This window comes from Streptomyces sp. NPDC019396 (assembly GCF_040632375.1).
Classification (GTDB): domain Bacteria; phylum Actinomycetota; class Actinomycetes; order Streptomycetales; family Streptomycetaceae; genus Streptomyces.
Genome location: NZ_JBEYBS010000003.1, coordinates 64,418 through 85,037, shown reverse-complemented (window position 1 = coordinate 85,037; position 20,620 = coordinate 64,418). Strand labels below are relative to the sequence as shown.

General features: G+C 71.3%; 18 protein-coding genes. 14 read left to right on the top strand and 4 right to left on the bottom strand.

Annotation, left to right across the window (positions count from 1 at the left end):
• Positions 1-6 precede the first annotated feature (6 nt).
• The 4 genes from ABZ532_RS04345 to ABZ532_RS04330 all read left to right on the top strand — a co-directional run bounded on the left by ABZ532_RS04345 (position 7) and on the right by ABZ532_RS04330 (position 3,337).
• A complete protein-coding gene (locus ABZ532_RS04345) occupies positions 7-1,092 on the top strand; it encodes a PhoH family protein (protein WP_361279523.1) in 1,086 nt (361 codons plus the stop codon).
• Between the two features lie 13 nt (positions 1,093-1,105).
• Positions 1,106-1,603: an rRNA maturation RNase YbeY gene (gene ybeY, locus ABZ532_RS04340; protein WP_361279522.1), complete on the top strand. Its 498-nt coding sequence runs from the start codon at positions 1,106-1,108 to the stop codon at positions 1,601-1,603.
• Between the two features lie 67 nt (positions 1,604-1,670).
• A complete protein-coding gene (locus ABZ532_RS04335) occupies positions 1,671-2,963 on the top strand; it encodes a hemolysin family protein (protein WP_361279521.1) in 1,293 nt (430 codons plus the stop codon).
• A gap of 20 nt (positions 2,964-2,983) precedes the next feature.
• Positions 2,984-3,337 (top strand): MmcQ/YjbR family DNA-binding protein, encoded by a 354-nt coding sequence (locus ABZ532_RS04330; RefSeq protein WP_361279749.1) that lies wholly within the window; start codon positions 2,984-2,986, stop codon positions 3,335-3,337.
• Positions 3,338-3,414: 77 nt separating this feature from the next.
• Here the strand turns inward: ABZ532_RS04330 and ABZ532_RS04325 are convergent, their stop codons facing one another.
• The gene (locus ABZ532_RS04325) at positions 3,415-4,812 is read right to left on the bottom strand and encodes an MFS transporter (RefSeq protein ID WP_361279520.1); all 1,398 of its coding nucleotides are present in this window, start codon (positions 4,810-4,812) and stop codon (positions 3,415-3,417) included.
• 92 nt (positions 4,813-4,904) lie between these two features.
• On the opposite strand from ABZ532_RS04325, the gene ABZ532_RS04320 reads away from it, so the two are divergent.
• Positions 4,905-5,792, top strand: coding sequence for a helix-turn-helix transcriptional regulator (locus tag ABZ532_RS04320; RefSeq protein ID WP_361279519.1), 888 nt, complete (start codon positions 4,905-4,907; stop codon positions 5,790-5,792).
• Positions 5,793-6,017: 225 nt separating this feature from the next.
• Here the strand turns inward: ABZ532_RS04320 and ABZ532_RS04315 are convergent, their stop codons facing one another.
• On the bottom strand, positions 6,018-6,377 hold the full coding sequence (locus ABZ532_RS04315; protein ID WP_361279518.1) for a cytidine deaminase: 360 nt from the start codon (positions 6,375-6,377) through the stop codon (positions 6,018-6,020).
• Positions 6,378-6,567: 190 nt separating this feature from the next.
• Between ABZ532_RS04315 and ABZ532_RS04310 the strand changes: the two genes are divergently transcribed.
• The 3 genes from ABZ532_RS04310 to era all read left to right on the top strand — a co-directional run bounded on the left by ABZ532_RS04310 (position 6,568) and on the right by era (position 9,942).
• Positions 6,568-7,908, top strand: coding sequence for a beta-xylosidase (locus tag ABZ532_RS04310; protein WP_361279517.1), 1,341 nt, complete (start codon positions 6,568-6,570; stop codon positions 7,906-7,908).
• 61 nt (positions 7,909-7,969) lie between these two features.
• A complete protein-coding gene (locus ABZ532_RS04305; protein ID WP_361279515.1) occupies positions 7,970-8,950 on the top strand; it encodes a DUF916 domain-containing protein in 981 nt (326 codons plus the stop codon).
• A 20-nt stretch (positions 8,951-8,970) separates the two neighbouring features.
• The gene (era, locus tag ABZ532_RS04300; protein WP_361279514.1) at positions 8,971-9,942 is read left to right on the top strand and encodes a GTPase Era; all 972 of its coding nucleotides are present in this window, start codon (positions 8,971-8,973) and stop codon (positions 9,940-9,942) included.
• Between the two features lie 15 nt (positions 9,943-9,957).
• On the opposite strand, the gene ABZ532_RS04295 is transcribed toward era, so the two are convergent.
• Together ABZ532_RS04295 and ABZ532_RS04290 are read right to left on the bottom strand one after the other, a co-directional pair.
• Positions 9,958-10,224: a protealysin inhibitor emfourin gene (locus tag ABZ532_RS04295; RefSeq protein ID WP_361279513.1), complete on the bottom strand. Its 267-nt coding sequence runs from the start codon at positions 10,222-10,224 to the stop codon at positions 9,958-9,960.
• 4 nt (positions 10,225-10,228) lie between these two features.
• A complete protein-coding gene (locus ABZ532_RS04290; RefSeq protein WP_361279512.1) occupies positions 10,229-11,311 on the bottom strand; it encodes a M4 family metallopeptidase in 1,083 nt (360 codons plus the stop codon).
• Positions 11,312-11,636: 325 nt separating this feature from the next.
• Between ABZ532_RS04290 and leuA the strand changes: the two genes are divergently transcribed.
• The 6 genes from leuA (at position 11,637) to ABZ532_RS04260 (ending at position 20,482) form a co-directional block, all read left to right on the top strand.
• Complete coding sequence (leuA, locus tag ABZ532_RS04285) at positions 11,637-13,409, top strand: 2-isopropylmalate synthase (protein ID WP_361279511.1); 1,773 nt, start codon at positions 11,637-11,639, stop codon at positions 13,407-13,409.
• A 226-nt stretch (positions 13,410-13,635) separates the two neighbouring features.
• Positions 13,636-14,328, top strand: a complete 693-nt coding sequence (locus ABZ532_RS04280) for a TerB family tellurite resistance protein (protein WP_361279748.1) — start codon at positions 13,636-13,638, stop codon at positions 14,326-14,328.
• Between the two features lie 275 nt (positions 14,329-14,603).
• A complete protein-coding gene (locus ABZ532_RS04275) occupies positions 14,604-16,706 on the top strand; it encodes an MMPL family transporter (RefSeq protein ID WP_361279747.1) in 2,103 nt (700 codons plus the stop codon).
• Between the two features lie 197 nt (positions 16,707-16,903).
• Positions 16,904-18,091: a histidine kinase gene (locus ABZ532_RS04270; protein WP_361279746.1), complete on the top strand. Its 1,188-nt coding sequence runs from the start codon at positions 16,904-16,906 to the stop codon at positions 18,089-18,091.
• Complete coding sequence (locus ABZ532_RS04265; RefSeq protein WP_361279510.1) at positions 18,088-18,774, top strand: response regulator transcription factor; 687 nt, start codon at positions 18,088-18,090, stop codon at positions 18,772-18,774. The genes ABZ532_RS04270 and ABZ532_RS04265 overlap by 4 nt, the downstream gene beginning before the upstream one ends.
• A gap of 214 nt (positions 18,775-18,988) precedes the next feature.
• Positions 18,989-20,482: a hypothetical protein gene (locus ABZ532_RS04260; protein ID WP_361279509.1), complete on the top strand. Its 1,494-nt coding sequence runs from the start codon at positions 18,989-18,991 to the stop codon at positions 20,480-20,482.
• The last annotated feature ends 138 nt before the right edge of the window (positions 20,483-20,620 follow it).

Below are 20,620 nucleotides of genomic sequence, written 5' to 3'. Positions count from 1 at the left end.
CGGCCCATGACTCAGACACCCACAGCCCAGAACACTCCCCGTCCCGAGAGCGCCGGGGGGAACCTTGCGCCGGGGCAGGCGCGAGCCCAGTTCACCGTCCCCGCGAAGCATCCGATGGTGACGGTTCTCGGCTCGGGCGATGCCCTGCTGCGCGTGATCGAGAGGTCCTTCCCCGGGGCCGATATCCATGTCCGGGGCAACGAAGTCAGTGCGGTGGGTGATGAGCGGGAAGTCGCTCTGATCCAGCGCCTGTTCGACGAGATGATGCTGGTGCTCCGCACCGGGCAGCCGATGACGGAGGACGCGGTGGAACGCTCGATCGCCATGCTCAGGGCGAGCGAGAACGGCGATGGTCCGGATGAGACCCCGGCCGAGGTGCTCACACAGAACATCCTTTCCAGCCGCGGGCGCACCATCCGCCCCAAGACCCTCAACCAGAAGCGTTACGTCGACGCCATCGACAAGCACACGATCGTCTTCGGCATCGGCCCCGCGGGCACCGGCAAGACCTATCTGGCCATGGCCAAGGCGGTCCAGGCGCTCCAGTCCAAGCAGGTCAACCGGATCATCCTGACCCGGCCCGCGGTGGAGGCGGGGGAGCGGCTCGGCTTCCTGCCCGGCACGCTCTACGAGAAGATCGACCCGTATCTGCGCCCGCTCTACGACGCCCTGCACGACATGCTCGACCCCGACTCCATCCCGCGCCTGATGGCCGCGGGCACGATCGAGGTCGCACCGCTGGCGTACATGCGCGGTCGCACGCTCAATGACGCCTTCATCATCCTGGACGAGGCCCAGAACACGAGCCCCGAGCAGATGAAGATGTTCCTGACCCGCCTCGGCTTCGATTCGAAGATCGTCATCACGGGTGACGTCACCCAGGTCGACCTTCCCGGCGGGACCAAGAGCGGTCTGCGCCAGGTCCGGGAGATCCTGGAAGGGGTCCCCGATGTGCACTTCTCCATGCTGACGTCGCAGGATGTCGTCCGGCACAAGCTCGTCGGCCGTATCGTCGACGCGTACGAGCGGTACGACAGCCGTAACGGCTCCCACCACGCCACCCATGGCACCAGCGGCTCCCACGGGAAGTGAACCGATCAGCACCATGTCGATCGACGTCAACAACGAGTCCGGCACCGAGGTCAACGAAGAGGCGATCCTCGACATCGCCCGCTATGCCCTCGCGCGGATGCGTATCCACCCGCTCTCCGAGCTTTCGGTGATCGTCGTGGACGCCGAGGCCATGGAGCAGCTCCATATCCAGTGGATGGACCTGCCCGGGCCGACCGATGTCATGTCCTTCCCGATGGACGAGCTGCGTCCGCCGGCCAAGGACGCCGACGAGCCCCCGCAGGGGCTGCTCGGCGACATCGTGCTCTGCCCGGAGGTCGCCCGCAAACAGGGGGACGAGGCCCCGACCCAGCACTCCATGGACGAGGAGCTGCAACTCCTCACCGTCCATGGAGTGCTGCACCTCCTCGGCTACGACCACGAGGAGCCGGACGAGCGCGCCGAGATGTTCGGCTTGCAGGCGGCGATCGTGGACGGCTGGCGTGCGGAGAAGGGCCTGACCGGTCCCTCCCCGGCACCGACCGTCTCATGAGACCCGCACCTGTCTCCGTCCCCGCCTCGTCGTACGTGAGGTCCGCACCGGACGGCGGGGCCGGCTCATGAGCGCCCAGCTGATCGCCGGTGCGGTCCTGCTCGTGGTCGTCGCCTGGCTCGCGGCCTGCGCCGAGGCGGGCATCGCCCGTGTCTCCAGCTTCCGTGCCGCCGAGGCACAGCGCGCCGGGCGGCGCGGCGCCGACAAGCTCGTCCAGGTGGCGTCCGACCCGACCCGCTATCTCAACGTGGCCCTGCTGGTGCGTGTCGCCTGCGAGATGGCGGCCGGAGCCCTGGTCACCTACGCCTGCCTCCAGGAGTTCGCCGCGACCTGGGAGGCGCTGGCCGTCGCCATCGGCGTGATGGTGCTGGTCTCCTATGTCGCCGTCGGCGTGTCACCGCGCACCATCGGTCGCCAGCACCCGCTCAACACGGCGACCGCCGCCGCGTACGTCCTGCTGCCGCTGGCCCGCATCATGGGCCCGATCCCGCAGCTGCTGATCCTCATCGGCAACGCACTCACCCCCGGCAGGGGTTTCCGCAAGGGCCCGTTCGCCAGCGAGGCGGAGCTGAGGGCAATGGTCGACCTCGCCGAGCAGGAGTCGCTGATCGAGGCCGACGAGCGCAAGATGGTGCACTCCGTCTTCGAGCTCGGCGACACCCTCGTACGCGAGGTCATGGTCCCGCGCACCGACCTGATCTGCATCGAGCGCTACAAGACCATCCGCCAGGCGCTGACCCTGGCGCTGCGCTCCGGCTTCTCCCGGATCCCCGTGACCGGTGAGAACGAGGACGACATCGTCGGGATCGTGTACCTCAAGGACCTCGTGCGCAAGACGCACATCAACCGCGATGCCGAGGCCGAGCTGGTCTCCACGGCGATGCGTCCCGCGGCCTTCGTGCCCGACACCAAGAACGCGGGCGATCTGCTGCGCGAGATGCAGCAGGAGCGCAACCATGTCGCCGTCGTGATCGACGAGTACGGCGGCACGGCGGGGATCGTCACCATCGAGGACATCCTCGAGGAGATCGTCGGTGAGATCGCCGACGAGTACGACCGCGAGCTGCCGCCCGTGGAGGAGCTCGGGGACTCCCGCTACCGGGTGACGGCCCGTCTCGACATCGGGGACCTCGGCGAGCTGTTCGGTCTCGACGCGTTCGACGACGAGGACGTCGAGACGGTCGGCGGGCTGCTCGCCAAGTCACTCGGGCGCGTTCCGATCGCCGGAGCCACCGCGGTGGTCGAACTCCCGGACGGGCGATCCCTGCGGCTGACGGCGGAGTCACCGGCCGGGCGCAGGAACAGGATCGTCACCGTCCTGGTGGAGCCCTCGGAACCGGCGACCGGACCGGCCGCATGACGGACCGGATGAGCGACCCGATGACCGCGAAGCAGCTCAGGGCCTTCTGCCTGGAGCAGAACGCGGTGGTGGAGGACTTCCCCTTCACCCCCGAGGTCTCCGTGTTCAAGGTCGCCGGGAAGATGTTCGCCCTCACGGACCTCGCATCCACCCCGCTGAAGGTGTCGCTGAAGTGCGACCCGGACGAGGCGGTGCGGCTGCGGGCCGAGCACCCGGCGATCGTGCCGGGATGGCATCTCAGCAAGCGCCACTGGAACACCGTCACCGTGGGGGAACTCCCGGCCCGTATGGTCCGGGAGCTCATCGAGGACTCGTACGACCTGGTCGTCGCGGGCCTGCCGAAGGCCGAGCGACTACGCCTCGACCGGTCCTGAGCGGCCCCGGCGGGGCCGGCCAGGTGGGCGGTACCCCCGTGAACGCCCACTGAAGCGGCTCCCGCCCGCCCGGATCGTCACCGTCGCCCGCGGCCCACCGCCATCAGCAGAGCCGCCGCCACCACGATCGCCGCGTCGATACCCAGCACGGCCCGCGCACCGTCGTACAGTCCGCTGCTCCACGTGGTCGCCACCACCCCCAGCAGCGGGATCCCGACCGTCAGCCCCACCTGCTGGGTGGTGGTGACCAGCCCGGTGGCGAGACCCTGCTCCTCGTCCGGCACACCCGAGGTGACGGTCAGCCCGTACGAGATGATCGCGAGCAGATGGCACATGCTCGCCAGCGACACCGCCACGGTGGCGAGGACGACCCCGGAGCTCTCACCGAGGCCCAGCAGCAGGGCCACGAACAGCCCTTGGCCCAGCAGGGACAACGCCAGCGTCCGCCGGGTGCCCAGCCGCCCGATGACCTTGGGGGCGTACGCACCCGCGAGGATCGAAACCCCGCCCTGCACCCCGAAGACCAGCCCGGTCCCGAAAGCGGAGATCCCGAGCACCTCCTGGAGGTACAGGGTCAGCACGAAGACCACGGTCGACATCATCGAGAAGGTGACCAGTCCGCCGAGGTTCCCCAGGGCCACGGTGCGCCGCCGCAGCATCGGCAGCGACACCAGCGGGGCGGCGCTGCGGGACTCGACGACCACGAACGCGGCCAGCAGGAGCACGCCCGCGACGAGTGTGACCAGCACGTCCAGGCCGCCGAAGCCGCGGTCGGCGGCCGTGGTCAGCGCGTAGATCAGCGCGAGCAGCCCACCGGTGACGGTGACCGCGCCGGGCACGTCGAGCCGCGGCCGGTCGGGGGTACGGGACTCGGTCAGCAGCCCAGGCGCGAGCGGAAGCACCACCAGCGAGAACACAGTGAGCAGGCCCATCGTGGAGCGCCAGCCGAGGGCGTCGGTCATCACCCCGCCCAGCACCATGCCCACGGTGAAGCCCAGCGACATCAGCGTGCCGCTGATGCCCAGTGCCTTCTCACGCTGCGGCCCCTCGGGAAACGTGGTGGTCAGCAGGGACATCCCGGTCGGCACGATGACCGCCGCACCGAGGCCCTGGAGCGCCCGCCCGGCGAGGAACGACGCCGGGTCCCAGGCGAAGGTCGCCAGCAGCGACGCAACCCCGAACAGGGCCAGGCCCGCGAGGAACATCCTGCGCCGGCCGTACAGATCGGCGATCCGGCCGAACAGCAGCAGAAAGCCCCCGGAGGGCAGTGCGAACGCGGTGACCGCCCATTGCAGGGCGGAGGTGCTCATCCCGAGGTCGGCGCCGAGCACGGGCAGCGCCACGTTCAGCACGGAGAAGTCGAGCGCGACCATGAACTGCGCGGCGCACAGCACGAAGAGGGTGAGGCGGGCCCGGCCGGCCAGCCTTACGGGCGCCGTGGGGTCTCGCAGGGGGACGGATGTGTCGATTGCCATGCCATGAGCTTCCAGCGGCCGGAATGCCGCTGGGGAGCCGCTACTTATCCTGTTGGCTGCACCACCACTCAGGCACTCAGGGGGAGTTGTACATGACTGAGGTCCGGACGGTCAGGACCAGGACCCATCGCCAGACGGAGCTGCGGGAGTTCCTGATGAGCCGCCGTGCCCGGATCAGCCCGGCGGAGGCCGGGCTGCCCGACGGTGGCGCCCGGCGCCGCACGCCGGGGCTGCGGCGCGAGGAGGTGGCGGTACTCGCGGGCGTCGGGGTCTCCTGGTACCAGTGGCTCGAGCAGGGCAGGGACATCACGGTCTCCCCGCAGGTCCTGGACTCGGTGGCCAGGGTGTTGCGGCTGAACAGCCCGGAGCGCCGTCACCTCTATGTGCTCGCGGGGCTCAACCCGCCGCTCGCCGAGGTCGATCCGGCCGACCGGCAGGCCAACTGCGAGGGGATGCGCCGGCTGATCGACACGTGGATGCCCTATCCCGCGCACATCATGGACGTGTACGGGAACGTCATCATGTACAACGACGCGGCGACCGTGGTCATGGGCATGCGCCCGGAGAGCCCGCAGAACTGCGTGATCTCGTTCTTCACCGACCCCGTCTACCGGTCGCGCGCCAAGAGCTGGCGGCGGAACGCGGCGACGGTGGTGGCGCAGTTCCGGGCGGCGTGCTCGGAGCATCCGGACGACGAGGGGTTCCGGGCGGTCGTGGCGGCGGCGAAGGAGGCGAGCGAGGAATTCGCCGAGCTGTGGGAGCGCCGGGACATCGCCCCCGGCGGTCAGGTGCGCAAGGAGATGGAGCACCCGCTGGTGGGTGCGCTGTATCTGGAGGCGACCCAGCTGAAGGTGCCGGCGAGGCCCGACCTGACGATCGTGCTGCACACGCCGCTCGCGGAGGGGGACACGGCGGCGAAGCTGGAGTGGCTGGTGTCCCCGGAGGGCCGCCGGGGAGCGATGTTCCCGCTCACGGGCTGAACGCGGGTCTCGCGGTGCGGGGTGGGCTCTTGGGCGTGCCCTCGCCGTGGCAGCGCACCGGCCACGGGGCGGGCGGTTTCGCGGTGCACCGCACCCGTGCGGTGGGGCCGGAGTGTCCGTCCTCAATCGCGGGACGGGCTCAGGCCGTCGGGCTGACCGGCCCCCTGAGTCAGAGGGAGATGGAGGACGGTTCGCTGCGGGGGTGCGGCACACCGGTAGCCCGTGCTACGCCGAGAGTGTCGCCCGCAGCGCGCCGTCGGGCCCCGCCAGGTGGACCGGGGTCCCCGGCCCGCCCAGGTCGCGCACCGCGGAGAGGTCGGTGCCCGGGACCGCGGTCGCGTCAGCGACCACCGCCGCCGCCTCGAGGGACTTCGCGCCGCTCGCCACCGCCATGGCGACGGCGGTCTGGAGGGCACTCAGGCGCAGGGACTCCAGGGCCACGGTGCCCGCGACATACGTACGCCCGGTCTCGTCCCGGACCGCCGCGCCCTCCGGCACGCCGTTGCGGGCGCGGGCGCTGCGCGCCAGGGTGATGATCTTGCGGTCCTCGGGGTCGAGTGCGTCGAGTGCGGTGCTCTCAGTCATGCGCCGAGCATATGCGCTGTCCCCCTAGGCCCGCCGGGCGCGCGGAGCCCATGCCTCCGCCGTGAGCTGCGGAAACGGGGATCTTGACAGTATCTGATGGGTCATCAGACGGTGCATTTCGATTCCATTGACTTCTTTTCACTTCAACCGGTCAATGGCGGCCACCGATCGAAGTGAAAGGGGGAAGCCCATGGCATCCCTACGCTCGTCCACCCGAAGACGCCGCTGGGCAGCCGCTCTCGGCGTGACCGCTCTCGCCGTGTCCGGGTCCACCGTCCTCGCGCCCGGTGCGCAGGCCCAGGCCCAGGCGGTGGCGGCGTCGGTCTCCTTCCCGACCCACTGCGTACCGCCGCCGATCGCGGGCATCCCGCCCATCGACGGCACCACGACCGCGGAGATCACCGTCGACAACGCCGCACCCAAGGTCGGCGACACGGTCACCGTCACCTACAAGGTGACCAGCCCCGCCGCGGGCAACCCCGTCGACATCGCGCTCCCGGCCGACATCATGACGCCGACCGGCAAGGCCACACTCGGCGGCGCCCAGACCGGCAGCATGAACGTCACGGGGCCCAAGTCCAACCCGCCGGTCGCCGGAAAGGCGCCGTTCCCGGCCTTCTCGATGACCGGTACGTTCACGGTCACCACGCCGGGTTCGATCACGCTCTCGCCGGGTGACTACAACATCCACACCAGCTACATCATGGAGCTGGACACCCCCTGCACGGTGACGAACCCGCCCGCGCCCGTCTCGCTGACGATCGTCGCCAGCCCGCAGACCGTCCCCAATGACCGCGCCATCCAGCTCGGCACCGCGTCCGGCAATGCGGGCGACGCGGTCACGGTCACCGGCAGCAAGTTCACACCGGGCGCCGCCGTGACCCTCGCGGGGCGTTCCGGAGCGGCCGAGACCGCCGACAAGACGACGGTCACCGCCGACTCCAACGGCTCGTTCTCCGGGCAGCTCACGGTGAACGCGCTGGGCACCACGGGCATCGTCGCGTACGAGGGCGGCGCCTGGGACTCCGGCAAGGGCGCGGGCCCCGCCGCGTACACCGTCATCGACAACACCCCGGTCCCGGCGAACGCCCAGAAGGTCAACGCCTCGGTCGCGGCCGGCACCCTGTCGATGACCCAGGCCGGTGACAGTGTCCAGCTCACCTCGGTCGACTACGGCCAGGGCGGCTCCGCCACCGGCGATCTGAACGCGGTGACGGTCAAGGACTTCCGCGGCGGCCCCGCGGGCTGGTCCCTGACCGGAAAGATCACCGACTTCACCGGGCCGGCCGGCACCATCGGTGCGGGCCAGCTCTCCTGGACGCCGTCCTGCACCACCAAGGCCGGCAGCCCGAGCACCTGTGTCGCGGGCTCCGGGGGCGCCGTCGGCCTGGCCGGCGCGACCCTCGCGTCCACCCCCAACGGTGCGGCCACCGGTGGTGAGTTCACCGCGGGCGCGAAGCTGTCGCTGAACGTCCCGGCGTTCACGGCGCCCGGCGCCTACTCCGGAGTGCTCACGCTCACCCTCACCTGATCACCAGGCGGGCCGGGCGCGCACCCGGTCGGCCCGCCCCGAACCCCGGGGAATCCGCACCGTGCGAAGACCATCAACGCTGCCCGCACTCCTCCTCGCCCTGACCGTGAGCCTCACCGCACTGCTGCTCTGCGGCGGAGCGCCGGCCGCCCACGCCGCCGACAACGGCGAGTGGTCGGTCGAGCCCACCGCGTCCGGGCTCGGCAAACGCCCGTACTTCTATCTCACCGCCGAGCCCGGTACGACCGTCACGGACAAGGTCACCGTCAGCAACAAGACCTCCGGCCCCCTGAGCTTCCTGCTGTACGCCGCCGACGCGTACAACACGGAACGGGACGGGGGCTTCGCCGTCCGCACCCTCAAGGAGCCGCAGCGCGGCGTCGGCGCCTGGGCGAAGCCCGGGCGCGAGAAGGTCACCGTCCCCGCACACGGCTCGGTCACCGTCCCCTACACCCTCACCGTTCCCGAGAACGCCGAGCCCGGTGACCACCCGGGCGCGCTCGTCGCCCTGGACGAGCGGATCGCGCGAGGTTCCGGGGGTTCCGTCGCCGTCGGTATCCAGCGGGCCGTGGGCGCCCGGGTCTATCTGCGGGTGAACGGCCCGACGATGCCCGCGCTGACGGTCGAGGACATCGCCTATGAGCCGGACCGGCCGCTGGTGCCCGGCACAGGCGAGAGCAACGCCCTCATCTCGTACACGCTGCACAACCGCGGGAACGTCACCCTCAACCCCAAGGTCGCCCTGCGGGCCGAGGGCCTCTTCGGCCGCACGCTGCTGGCCCGCGACCTGACGAGGATCCCCAGCGAGCTGCTGCCCCGCCAGCGGATCCGGCTCACCGAACGCTGGGCGGGCGCCCCCCAGCTCGACTGGGGCGAGGTCAGGCTCACCGCCAGCGCCCGTGACGTGCGCGAATCGGGCGCCGTGTCGTTCCTCGCCCTGCCCTGGCTGGTCGCGGCCGTGCTGCTCGCGGCGTGCGCGGGAGCGGTCGGATGGCTCCGGATCCGGCACGTACGCCGTCGCCGGATGGCGCTCGGTACGTAGGGCCGCCGGGATCAGGGAGAATGGCCCGCATGAGCGTTCACACCCCTGGATCTGCTGCCCCTGGACCCGAAGCTCCGCACCGCGCGGGCTTCGCCTGCTTCGTCGGCCGCCCCAACGCGGGCAAGTCCACCCTCACGAACGCTCTGGTCGGACAGAAGGTGGCCATCACCTCCAACCGGCCGCAGACCACCCGGCACACCGTCCGCGGTATCGTCCACCTCCCCGATCTGAACGCACAGCTCGTGCTGGTCGACACCCCCGGACTGCACAAGCCGCGCACCCTGCTCGGTGAGCGGCTCAACGACGTGGTGCGCACCACCTGGGCCGAGGTCGACGTGATCGGCTTCTGCCTGCCCGCCGACCAGAAGATCGGCCCGGGCGACCGCTTCATCGCCAAGGAACTGGCCGGGATCAAGAAGACCCCCAAGGTCGCGATCGTCACCAAGACCGACCTGGTCGACTCGAAGACTCTCGCCGAGCAGCTCATCGCCGTCGACCAGCTCGGCCGGGAGCTCGGCTTCGAGTGGGCGGAGATCGTCCCGGTGTCCGCCGTCGGCGACAAGCAGGTGAAACTGCTCGGCGACCTGCTGGTGCCGCTGCTGCCCGAGAGCCCCCCGCTCTACCCGGAGGGCGACCTCACCGACGAGCCCGAGCAGGTCATGGTGGCCGAGCTGATCCGCGAGGCCGCGCTGGAGGGCGTACGGGACGAGCTGCCGCACTCGATCGCGGTGGTCGTCGAGGAGATGCTGCCGCGCGAGGGGCGCCCGGCGGACAAGCCGATGCTGGACATCCACGCCAATGTCTACATCGAGCGCCCCAGCCAGAAGGGCATCATCATCGGCCCGAAGGGCAGCCGCCTGAAGGAAGTCGGCATCAAGTCCCGCAAGCACATCGAGGCCCTGCTCGGCACGCCGGTCTTCCTGGACCTGCATGTGAAGGTCGCCAAGGACTGGCAGCGGGACCCGAAGCAGCTGCGCCGACTGGGCTTCTGAGTCAGGTCGCGCGGGCTACGAGCCCTCTTTCAGCACCCGGGTGATCAGCTTGCGCTGGGCATCGCTGAGCCGTGGGTCGGCGAAGTGGACGGACTCACCGTCCACTGTCAGCTCGTACCGGAACCCGTCGGGCACCCCTTCCGGTGGCGTGCCCCGGCCGTCGCTCATCGCCTGCGCGGCCAGGGCGTGCCACTCCCGGGCGTCGGGCCGGCCGTCGGTGTCGACCTCGGCGACCCGTTCGATCCCGGCGAAGCCACCTGTGCGTCGTACGTGGATACGCATGGGTTCAGTTTGCGGGCACACCGACCTGCTGCCAGGCCTTCAGCACCGCCTCGTGCTCCGCGCCCTCGCCGTAACGCGCCGCGGCCGCGGCGACCGTGGCCCGCGCGAAGTCCGTGAAGGACGCGTCGACCTCCAGGGTCCCGCCGGTCAGCACGTCGTACCAGATCTGGCCGGCCCGCTCCCAGGCCTTGCCGCCGAGCTGCGTGGCCAGCAGGTAGAACGCGTGGTTGGGGATGCCGGAGTTGATGTGCACCCCGCCGTTGTCCCGGCCGGTGCGGACGTAGTCCTCCATCGTGCCGGGCTGCGGGTCCTTGCCCAGCACGTCGTCGTCGTACGCGGACCCGGGCTCCTTCATCGAGCGCAGCGCCACGCCCGTCACCCGCGGTGCGAGCAGCCCGGCCCCGATCAGCCAGTCGGCCTGGTCCGCGGTCTGGTTGAGGACGTACTGCTTCACCAGTGAGCCGAGGACATCGGACACCGACTCGTTGAGCGCGCCGGGCTGCCCGAAGTAGGTGAGGTTCGCCGTGTACTGGGTGACGCCGTGGGCGAGCTCATGGCCGATGACGTCGATCGGCACGGTGAAGTCGAGGAAGATCTCCCCGTCCCCGTCGCCGAACACCATCTGCTCGCCGTTCCAGAAGGCGTTCCCGTAGTTCTCGTCGTAGTGCACGGTCGCGACCAGCGGCAGTCCCGCGCCGTCGATCGAGTCCCGTCCGTAGGCGGACATCAGCAGCTCGAAGGTCGCGCCGAGACCCGCGTAGGCGCGGTTCACCGTGGCGTCCTGCCCGGGGTCCTCGCCCTCGTCGCGCACCTGGGTGCCGGGCAGCGTGGTGCCGTGCTCCGCGTCGTGGATGGTGCGGCGCGGTTCTCCGGCCGGCGCCTCGACCGTGGGGGCGGTGGCGCCGACGACCGTGGTCAGACGGCGGCCGGTGCGCTGGGCGGCGTCGGAGACCAGGGTGCGGCGGGCGGCGGCGGAGATCGCCGGGTCCTCGCTGCGGGCCAGCTTGTCGAGGATGTGCGGCGGCACGATGCCGCAGAAGACCGGCGTCCGGGACATTCCGGCGCGGGTGGAGGAGTAGGTGTCCATGTCTGGCAATGTGGCACTGGGTCATGGAACTGTCACGAGTTGCGACGACGATTAGCAAAATGGAGTGGTCTGTCACATTTCCCCGTTACCGATCGGTTAGCTGATCAGTCGTCCCGCATACTGGAACGGGACCGCCGCTCCCGCGGAAGCTCCGCTACTCTCGATCGCATCATGCGTTTCGGGCTGCTTCTCCTTAGCTGCCGCGGCGAGGGCCTGTAGTCGTAGGCCGACCCCCTCCCCGCGGAGTCTGGTGCTGCGTTTCGACAGTCGGCCGTCCCCCTCAAGGGACCCACCAAGCCCTCCAGGACTCGAGGAGCCCCACGCAATGTCCCAGTCGCAGTGGATCGGCAAGCCCACCCCGATCACCAGCACGACGCACACCCAGCAGCCGTCCGGTATGCCGATCCACAAGTACGGCTCCTACGAGGCCGTGGACATCCCGGACCGCACCTGGCCCGAGCAGCGGATCACCAAGGCCCCGCGCTGGCTGTCCACAGACCTGCGGGACGGCAACCAGGCGCTGATCGACCCCATGTCGCCCGCGCGCAAGCGCGAGATGTTCGACCTGCTGGTACGCATGGGCTACAAGGAGATCGAGGTCGGTTTCCCGGCATCCGGTGAGACGGACTTCGCGTTCGTCCGCTCGATCATCGAAGAGGGCGCGATCCCGGACGACGTGACCATCTCCGTGCTGACCCAGGCCCGCGAGGACCTGATCGAGCGCACCATCGAGTCGATCGTCGGCGCCAAGCGCGCCACCGTGCACCTGTACAACGCGACCGCCCCGACCTTCCGCCGCGTCGTCTTCCGCGGCTCCAAGGACGACATCAGGCAGATCGCGGTCGACGGCACCCGCCTGGTGACGGAGTACGCGGAGAAGCTGCTGGGCGACGAGACCACCTTCGGCTACCAGTACAGCCCCGAGATCTTCACCGACACCGAGCTGGACTTCGCCCTCGAGGTCTGCGAGGCCGTCTGCGACGTCTGGCAGCCCGGCCCGGGCCGCGAGATCATCCTGAACCTGCCCGCCACCGTGGAGCGTTCCACCCCGTCCACGCACGCCGACCGCTTCGAGTGGATGTCCCGCCGGCTGACCCGCCGCGAGTACGTCTGCCTGTCCGTGCACCCGCACAACGACCGAGGCACGGCCGTGGCCGCCGCCGAGCTGGCGATCATGGCGGGCGCCGACCGTATCGAGGGCTGCCTGTTCGGACAGGGTGAGCGGACCGGGAACGTGGACCTGGTCACCCTGGGCATGAACCTGTTCTCGCAGGGTGTCGACCCGCAGATCGACTTCTCGCAGATCGACGAGATCCGCCGCACCTCCGAGTACTGCAACCAGATGGAGATCCACCCCCGCCACCCCTATGCGGGCGATCTGGTCTACACCTCCTTCTCGGGCTCCCACCAGGACGCCATCAAGAAGGGCTTCGACGCGATGGAGGCCGACGCGGCGGCCCAGGGCAAGACGGTCGACGACATCGAGTGGGCCGTCCCGTACCTGCCGATCGACCCGAAGGACGTGGGCCGCTCCTACGAGGCCGTCATCCGCGTCAACTCGCAGTCCGGCAAGGGCGGTATCGCCTATGTCCTGAAGAACGACCACAAGCTGGACCTGCCGCGCCGGATGCAGATCGAGTTCTCCCGCATCATTCAGGCCAAGACCGACGCGGAGGGCGGCGAGGTCACCCCGGCGGACATCTGGTCGGTGTTCCAGGACGAGTACCTGCCGCACCCCGACGACGACGGCGCCCGCTGGGGCCGTATCCAGCTGCGCAGCGGCCAGACCACGTCCGACACGGACGGCACCGACACCCTGACCGTGGAGGCGGTCGTCGACGGCGCCGACACCGTGCTGTCCGGCAGCGGAAACGGCCCGATCTCCGCGTTCGTCGACGCGCTGAACACCATCGGGGTCGACGCCCGCGTCCTGGACTACCAGGAGCACACGATGAGCGAGGGCGCGTCCGCGCAGGCCGCGTCATACATCGAGTGCGCGATCGACGGGAAGGTGCTGTGGGGTATCGGCATCGACGCCAACACCACGCGCGCCTCGCTGAAGGCGGTCATTTCGGCGGTGAACCGCGCGGGCCGTTGATTTCAGCCCGCCCGTAGGCCTCCCGGTCCTCACGAACCCCGCCCGCGTCTCCGTGGGCGGGGTTCGGCCATGTCCCGGCGAACTGCCGCCAAGGTGCTGACTCCGACTCGCGGATGTGGCTAACATCACGTCCACGCGGCGCTGTTGCCGCGGGGCGGCCCCTGGCTCCGCCCGGGGGACGTGACGGAGGTGCGACGTGCCGCAATTCAAACCGGGCATCAACGGCATGGTTCTTCTTCAGGGCTTCCCGGGCATTCTGCGGGTCGTCGGCGTGCGCACCTCGTGGACCACCGTCGGTGACGGCGAGTTCTTCTGCCCGGAGTGCGGGGGCGACCGCAACTTCCGGCGCCGCACAGGCCGCCGCCGCTTCACCGTCCTGGGCATCCCCGTGCTACCGCGCGGCGAGGCGGGCCCCGTCGTCGAATGCACCGACTGCCAGGCCCACTTCGGCACGGACGTCCTCGACCACCCCACCACCGCCCGGTTCTCCGCGATGCTCCGCGACGCGGTCCACACCGTCGCTCTCGCGGTCCTGGCGGCAGGCGGCACCGCGTCCCGTACGGTCACCGAGACCGCGGTGGCCGCGGTGAGGGCGGCGGGGATCCCCGACTGCACGGAGAAGCAGCTCACGGCGATGATCGAGGACCTCGCGGCGGACACCGGCCGCTTCGTCACCGACTCGGAGCCGTGCGGCGCGGCCCTCGCGATCGAGCTCCACGAGGCACTGGAGCCGCTGGCCCCGCATCTGGCGTCCGCGGGACGCGAGTCGATCGTGCTCCAGGGCGCGCGTATCGCACTCGCGGACGGGCCGTACACCCCCGCGGAGCGGGAGGTCCTGGCGACCGTGGGCAACGCGCTGGCGATGAACGAGGACGACACGGCCCGCCTCCTCGCAGCGGCGCACACGCCGTCCCCCTAGGGCGGGCCTGATCCGCGGTGTTCCGCACCCCGCGCGGCAGGTCGCGGAACCCCGGTCCTGTCGTCAGGACAGGGCCCGGCCGCACCCCCGGCGACGTATCGCCGCTACTCCCCGGGGAGTAGCGGCGTCCGCCCCCCACCCCGTGCAGTACGGCCCGGCTCCGCCCTGAGCGCGACGATTCGCTCCCTTCACCACGGAAGTCTTGTGTGCGGCACTCCGGTGCCCGCCAGGACCCGCCGAGAAGGGGAGACCCGCCCATGGGGCCCGTCACACCGATGCAGGCCGTGGGGCAGCAGCTTCCGCCGCCCGTCGCCGCACCACCGCGCCGCAGCCGCAGGCGCCGAGCCCTGCCCTGGGCCGTCGTCGCGCTCTGGATCGCGCTGACCGCGATCGCGCTGCCCTTCGGGGAGAAGCTCGCGGACGTCAAGCGCGACGGCGTCGTGGACTACCTTCCGGACAGCGCCGACTCCACCCACGTCGCCAGGATCCAGCAGCAACTGCCGGGTGGCAGCGGAGCCGAGGTCGTGGTCGTCTACCGCCGCGACGGCGGGCTGACCGCCGGCGACCGGGCGACCGCCGCCGCCCAGACCGCCCGGATCGCCGCCGCGCACACGCTCACCGCCCCGCCGCGGGGCGTTCCGTCCAAGGACGGCACCACCCTCATGTACCCGGTGTCGACCACCGAGACCGGCAACGACGAGAAGGCGCGGAACGCCTTCGTCGACGCCGTACGCGAGAAGGTCGGCGGGGGCGACGGGCTCGTCGTCCAGGTCGGCGGACCGAGCGCGCTGCAACGCGACATGGAGGAGGTCTTCGGGTCCGTCGACGGCACCCTGATGCTCGCCACCGCGCTCGTCGTCGCGGTGCTGCTGATCCTCACCTACCGGAGCCCGTTCCTGTGGCTGCTCCCGCTGGCCGTCGTCGGCGTGGCCGCCGTCACCAGCCAGGCCCTGATCTACGGGCTCGTCCAGGGCCTCGGGCTCACCGTCAGCAGTCAGAGCGCGGGCATCATGACCGTGCTCGTGTTCGGCGCGGGCACCGACTACGCGCTGCTGCTCGTGGCCCGCTACCGCGACGAACTCCGGCGCGTCCACAGCCCGTACGACGCGATGCGTGCCGCGCTGCGCGGCTGCGGCCCCGCCGTGCTCGCCTCGTCGGGCACGGTCGCGGCCGGACTGCTGTGCCTGCTGGCCGCCGATCTCAACAGCGCCAGCGGCCTCGGACCGGTCGGCGCCGTCGGCGTGGTGTGCGCGCTGGCCGCCATGATGACGCTGCTCCCCGCGCTGCTCGTGCTGCTCGGCCGCCGGGTCTTCTGGCCCCTGGTGCCCCGCTACGGCAGCGATCCGACGGCCACCACCGGGCGCCGCAGGGGCCTGTTCGCCGCGATGGGCGGCGCCGCCGCCCGCCGGCCGGCCGCCGTGCTCGCCGGCGGGGCGGTGCTGCTGGGGGCGCTCGCGCTCGGCATGTTCAACCTCCCCGGCAGCCTGAAGCAGGAGGACGGCTTCACCGAGCGGCCCGAGTCCGTCTCCGCGATGCGCACCCTCGCCGCCTCCTATCCCGACCGGGCCAGCCAGCCCATCACCGTGGTCGCCCCGGCCGCCACCGCGGACCGCACGCTCGCCGGGGCCCGTACGACCCCGGGGGTGGCCGCCGCTGAGCAGGGCCGCACGGCGGACGGCTGGACGGAGCTCAACGTGTTCGCCGAGGACGCCCCCGAGTCGGCGGGCGAGCACGACACCATCGAGGCCCTGCGCGCGAACCTGGATCCGGACGGGGCGTATGTCGGCGGGCCCAGTGCCCAGCAGATGGACCTGGAGGACACCAACGCCCGCGATACGGCGGTCATCGTCCCGCTGGTGCTCACCGCCGTCCTGCTGGTCCTCATCGCCCTGCTGCGCAGCCTCGTCGCCCCGCTGATCCTCATCGCCGCGGTCGTCGCCGTCTGGGGCGCGGCCCTCGGCATCGGCGGGCTGGTCTTCGGACCCGTCCTCGGCTTCGCGGGCATGGACCCCGGACTGCCGCTGCTGTCCTTCGTGTTCCTCGTGGCGCTCGGCGTCGACTACGGGATCTTCCTGATGCACCGGATGCGTGAGGAGGCCCTCGCCGGGGCCCCGCCGCGGGAAGCGGCGCTCACCGCGCTGCGCACCACCGGGGGCGTCATCGCGTCGGCGGGCGTCGTACTGGCCGCCACCTTCGCGGTCCTGGCGACCCTTCCGCTGGTCGCGCTGGTGGGGATGGGGCTTGTGGTCGCGGCGGGGGTGCTGCTGGACACGTTCCTCGTCCGCACCTATCTGGTGACGAGCGCGAGTCTGCTGCTCGGACGCCGGGTGTGGTGGCCGGGCCCGCTCAGCCGGGGCGGCGGCACCCGGGAAGAATGACGGCCAGGGTGGCGATCACCGGCCGATCGGTTGCCGGCGGGCGAGCCGAGCACGATCGGCCGGTGATCGCCCTGAAAGGGCCAAAGGGAGGGGCGAACAGGGTGGCGGGACGACTGACGGAGGCCGTCGCACGGGCGGTGCGCGGGTACGGTGACCGGGGCCCGGGCGGAGCGGGCGCGGAGGCACGCCGCCCCCGCATGGGCGAGCGCGTGCTCACCGCCGTCAGCCGCGACCCGCTGACCACACCGCACCGGCGGCGCAACGACGCCCTGGCCGCCCTCGGCACTGCCGCCGTCGCGGCCGTCCTCGCCCTCGTCGTACGGGACGGGAAGACCCCCGACCTGCTCGGCTGGCTCCTCCTAGGCGCCGGGGCGGTGCCCCTGGTCTGGCGCCGGAGCCGTCCGGTTCTCGTCCTCGGCGCCGTGCTGGCCTCGACCGCGGCCTACCACGCGGCCGGTTACACCCACGCCGCGCCGCACCCGGCGATGGTGCTCGCCCTCTACACCGTGGCCTCCACCGCACGGCCTCTGACCACCCTGCTGATCGGCGCCGGGGTCATCGGCACCACCCTGGCGGTGAAGTTCCTCGTAGGCACCGCCGAGGGGGTGGAGTCCCTGCGCACCTCCGGCTGGACCCTCGCGGTGCTGGTCTTCGGCGTCGATGTGCGCATCTACCGCCGCTACATCGCCTCCGTGGTGGGACGCGCCGAACGCGCCGAACGGACCAGGGAGGAGGAGGCCGCCCGCCGCGTCGCGCAGGAGCGGCTGCGGATCGCCCGTGATCTGCACGACCTCCTCGCGCACAGCATCACCCTCATAGGGGTACGGACCTCGGTCGCCTCACACGTACTGACCGCCGACCCGGACCGTCTCGACCGCGCGGCCGTCGCCGTCGCGCTCGACGAGATCGCGGAGACCTGCCGCACCGCCCGCCAGGAGCTGCGCACCACGCTCCAGGTGCTGCGGGACGACGCTCCGACCCAACAGGACGGTCCGCTACCGGGGTTGGACGCGCTGCCCGCGCTGGTCCGTGCCGCGGGCGCGGACCTGGAGATACGCCCGCCGACGCTCGGCGTCGCGTCCGCCACCGGCGCCGCCGTCTACCGCATCGTCCAGGAGTCCCTGACGAACGCCGTCCGCCACGCGGGGGCGAACACCCCGGTACGGGTCACCGTCGCCGCCGAGGACGAGGGCGGCGCCCTCCGGCTCACCGTCACCGACGACGGCGCGCCGCAGCACACGGCTCCGGGCGCGGGCTTCGGTATCGCGGGCATGCGCGAACGGGCGCGCAGCGTCGGGGGTACGTTGTCGGCCGGACCGCGCGAATGCGGAGGGTTCGAGGTCGCGGCGGTGCTGCCGCTCGGGACGGGGGAGCCGGCGGTATGACGGAGCACGGCACGGCGGACACGGCGATCCGCGTGCTGCTCGCGGACGACCAGACCCTCGTACGCGCCTCGTTCGCGATGCTGGTCGAGTCCGCGCCGGACATGGAGGTGGTGGCGCAGGCCGCCACCGGCCGCGAAGCCGTCGCGCTGGCCCGCTCCGAGCGTGCCGACGTCATCATCATGGATGTCCGGATGCCCGAACTCGACGGTATCGAGGCCACCCGCGAGATCGCCGCCGACGAGGACCTCGCGGGCGTCAAGGTGCTGGTCCTGACCACGTACGACACCGACGAGCACATCATCGACGCCCTGCGCGCGGGCGCATCCGGCTTCCTCGTCAAGGACATCAGGCCCGCGGACCTGCTCGCCGCGATCCGAACGGTCGCGTCCGGCGAAGCCCTGCTCTCGCCCGGCCCGACCGCCCGCCTCATCGCCCGGGTCCTCGCCACCCCGGACGCCCCGCGTGCCGTGGCCGGTCCGGACGGCCTCTCCGACCGGGAGCGCCAGGTCCTCACCCTGGTGGCCCGTGGCCTGAACAACACGGAGATCGCCGAGAGCCTCGGGCTCAGCCCGCTCACCGCCAAGACGCATGTCAGCCGCATCATGGGCAAGCTCGGCGCCCGGGACCGCACCCAACTGGTGGTCGTCGCCTACGAGTCGGGCCTCGTCGTCCCGGGAGCCTGACCGGGGCGGGTGTCCCGGCCGGTGCGGTCAGCCGGGGCAGCCGGTGACGGTGACCCTGTCGGGGCCGATGTGCGGGCTGTCAACTCTTTGTGAACATCAGCGCATTGGCGTCCCCCGATTGTGACGAAGCAGTGGGTGCGTGCCATGCTTCGGCCCAGTCATTACTCCAGAGTAATGAAGCCACCCCCCAACTCCCCTCGCCGGAGGACCACCCGTGCGTGCCCTCACCAGGAGATTCCTGGTCCCTGTCGCCCTGACGACATTCGCCCTCACCGCGAGCGCATGCTCCGCTCCGTCCCATGAGACCGGCTCCGGCGCCGGTCCCACCCCCGTCGCCGAAGCAGCGGCGAACGGTTCCGAACAGCTCGACGTCACCGCCGCGCCCACCGGCGCCCCCACGCCCACGGCCGTCGCCGCGGCGGGCAGCAGGGGCAGCGGAGCCAAGAAGACCGCGCTGAAGATCGCGGCCTACGACAAGAGCACCGGACGCGCTGTCATATCCAAGCCGGTGAAGCGCTCTCCCGGTTCCACACCCTCCTCGCCCACCAGCGAGCCCAGGCCGACCACAGAGCCCACCACCGGCACCCCCTCAGCCGACCCGTCCGTACCCGCCTCCGGCGCCCCGGACGCCGAAGCCCCCGTCCGCACCGGCGACATCATCGCCAGCGCCCCCGCGCCCGGGGCCCCGGACGGACTGCTCGCCGAGGTCACCGAAGTCGAGGCGGAGACCGCCCAGGGCACCCGGGTCCGCACCAAGCCGACCACCCTCAACGCGGTACTCGACGACGACAAGGCCGACGGCGAGGTCCCCGTCGACCCGTCCACGATGGACGTCGAACCCCTCGTCAAGGGCGTCAAGTTCTCCTGGGCCAAGCCCGGCGGCATCACCTTCGGGCCCAACGGAGCCAAGCTGCCCCTCGGCAGCCTGCGCCTTGATGTAGGCACCGCCATCGAGACCGCGAAGGACGCCCCCGTGTCCGCCGCGGCGTCCGTGGCCGGCTTCGTCCAGCTCTCCCCGCAGGTGGAGTTCTCCTACGACGGCAGCGGAAACGGCGGGGCCGGCAAGTCCGCTCCGCGTGGCGCCTTCCTCGGCCTGACCGGCGACTGGGACGCCCAGTGGCAGCTCAAGGGCCGCGCGGCGGGCGGCGTCAAGCAGCGCATCCCGTTCGCCAAGCTGCACGCCGACCCGGTGATCCAGGTCGGTCCCGTGCCCGTCGTCGTCAACCTCGATCTGACCTGCTACATCCAGGTGGAGGCCGACGGCCGTATCACCCTGGACGTCCAGCAGAAGGTGAGCGGCGACTTCCGCGTCGGCGGCGGCTACACGCCCGGCAAGGGCTGGGCCCCGGTCAGCACCTCCGACGTGAAGGGCACCCCCGTCACGGCCACGGTCACCGCGAGCGGCCAGGCGAAGGCCGCACTCGGCGCCGAGGCGTCCGTCGGCCTCTACGGAATGGTCGGCGTCACCGCCGACTTCGCGCCCTACGTGCGCGGTGAGGCGTCGGCCACCGCCACCGCCTCGTCGGACGGCAAGGCGTCGGTGGTCGGCAGCTGGGCCCTGTACGGCGGCTTCGACCTGAACGGCAACCTCCAGTTCCAGCTGTCCATCTTCGGTACGCCGATCTTCACCAAGCGCATCCCGCTGGGCAGCCTGCACCGCGAATGGACCCTGGTGAGCGGCAAGGGCGGCGCGTCCACACCCCACTAGCCCCGACCGGCCGGTCCTGAACAGACGGCGCTCCGCCACCCACCCCCGTGAGGTGGCGGAGCGCCGTCGGCCTGTCGCGGCTGCCGCTGCCGCGTCCCGAGCCGCTCGGCCAGGAAGGCGATGATCTCGTCCCGGGCC

Coding starts and splice junctions, on each gene's coding strand:
- ABZ532_RS04345 (WP_361279523.1), top strand. CDS start 7: ATGACTCAGACACCCACAGCCCAGAACACTCCCCGTCCCGAGAGCGCC.
- ybeY (WP_361279522.1), top strand. CDS start 1,106: ATGTCGATCGACGTCAACAACGAGTCCGGCACCGAGGTCAACGAAGAG.
- ABZ532_RS04335 (WP_361279521.1), top strand. CDS start 1,671: ATGAGCGCCCAGCTGATCGCCGGTGCGGTCCTGCTCGTGGTCGTCGCC.
- ABZ532_RS04330 (WP_361279749.1), top strand. CDS start 2,984: ATGACCGCGAAGCAGCTCAGGGCCTTCTGCCTGGAGCAGAACGCGGTG.
- ABZ532_RS04325 (WP_361279520.1), bottom strand. CDS start 4,812: ATGGCAATCGACACATCCGTCCCCCTGCGAGACCCCACGGCGCCCGTA.
- ABZ532_RS04320 (WP_361279519.1), top strand. CDS start 4,905: ATGACTGAGGTCCGGACGGTCAGGACCAGGACCCATCGCCAGACGGAG.
- ABZ532_RS04315 (WP_361279518.1), bottom strand. CDS start 6,377: ATGACTGAGAGCACCGCACTCGACGCACTCGACCCCGAGGACCGCAAG.
- ABZ532_RS04310 (WP_361279517.1), top strand. CDS start 6,568: ATGGCATCCCTACGCTCGTCCACCCGAAGACGCCGCTGGGCAGCCGCT.
- era (WP_361279514.1), top strand. CDS start 8,971: ATGGCCCGCATGAGCGTTCACACCCCTGGATCTGCTGCCCCTGGACCC.
- ABZ532_RS04295 (WP_361279513.1), bottom strand. CDS start 10,224: ATGCGTATCCACGTACGACGCACAGGTGGCTTCGCCGGGATCGAACGG.
- ABZ532_RS04290 (WP_361279512.1), bottom strand. CDS start 11,311: ATGGACACCTACTCCTCCACCCGCGCCGGAATGTCCCGGACGCCGGTC.
- leuA (WP_361279511.1), top strand. CDS start 11,637: ATGTCCCAGTCGCAGTGGATCGGCAAGCCCACCCCGATCACCAGCACG.
- ABZ532_RS04280 (WP_361279748.1), top strand. CDS start 13,636: ATGGTTCTTCTTCAGGGCTTCCCGGGCATTCTGCGGGTCGTCGGCGTG.
- ABZ532_RS04275 (WP_361279747.1), top strand. CDS start 14,604: ATGCAGGCCGTGGGGCAGCAGCTTCCGCCGCCCGTCGCCGCACCACCG.
- ABZ532_RS04270 (WP_361279746.1), top strand. CDS start 16,904: ATGGGCGAGCGCGTGCTCACCGCCGTCAGCCGCGACCCGCTGACCACA.
- ABZ532_RS04265 (WP_361279510.1), top strand. CDS start 18,088: ATGACGGAGCACGGCACGGCGGACACGGCGATCCGCGTGCTGCTCGCG.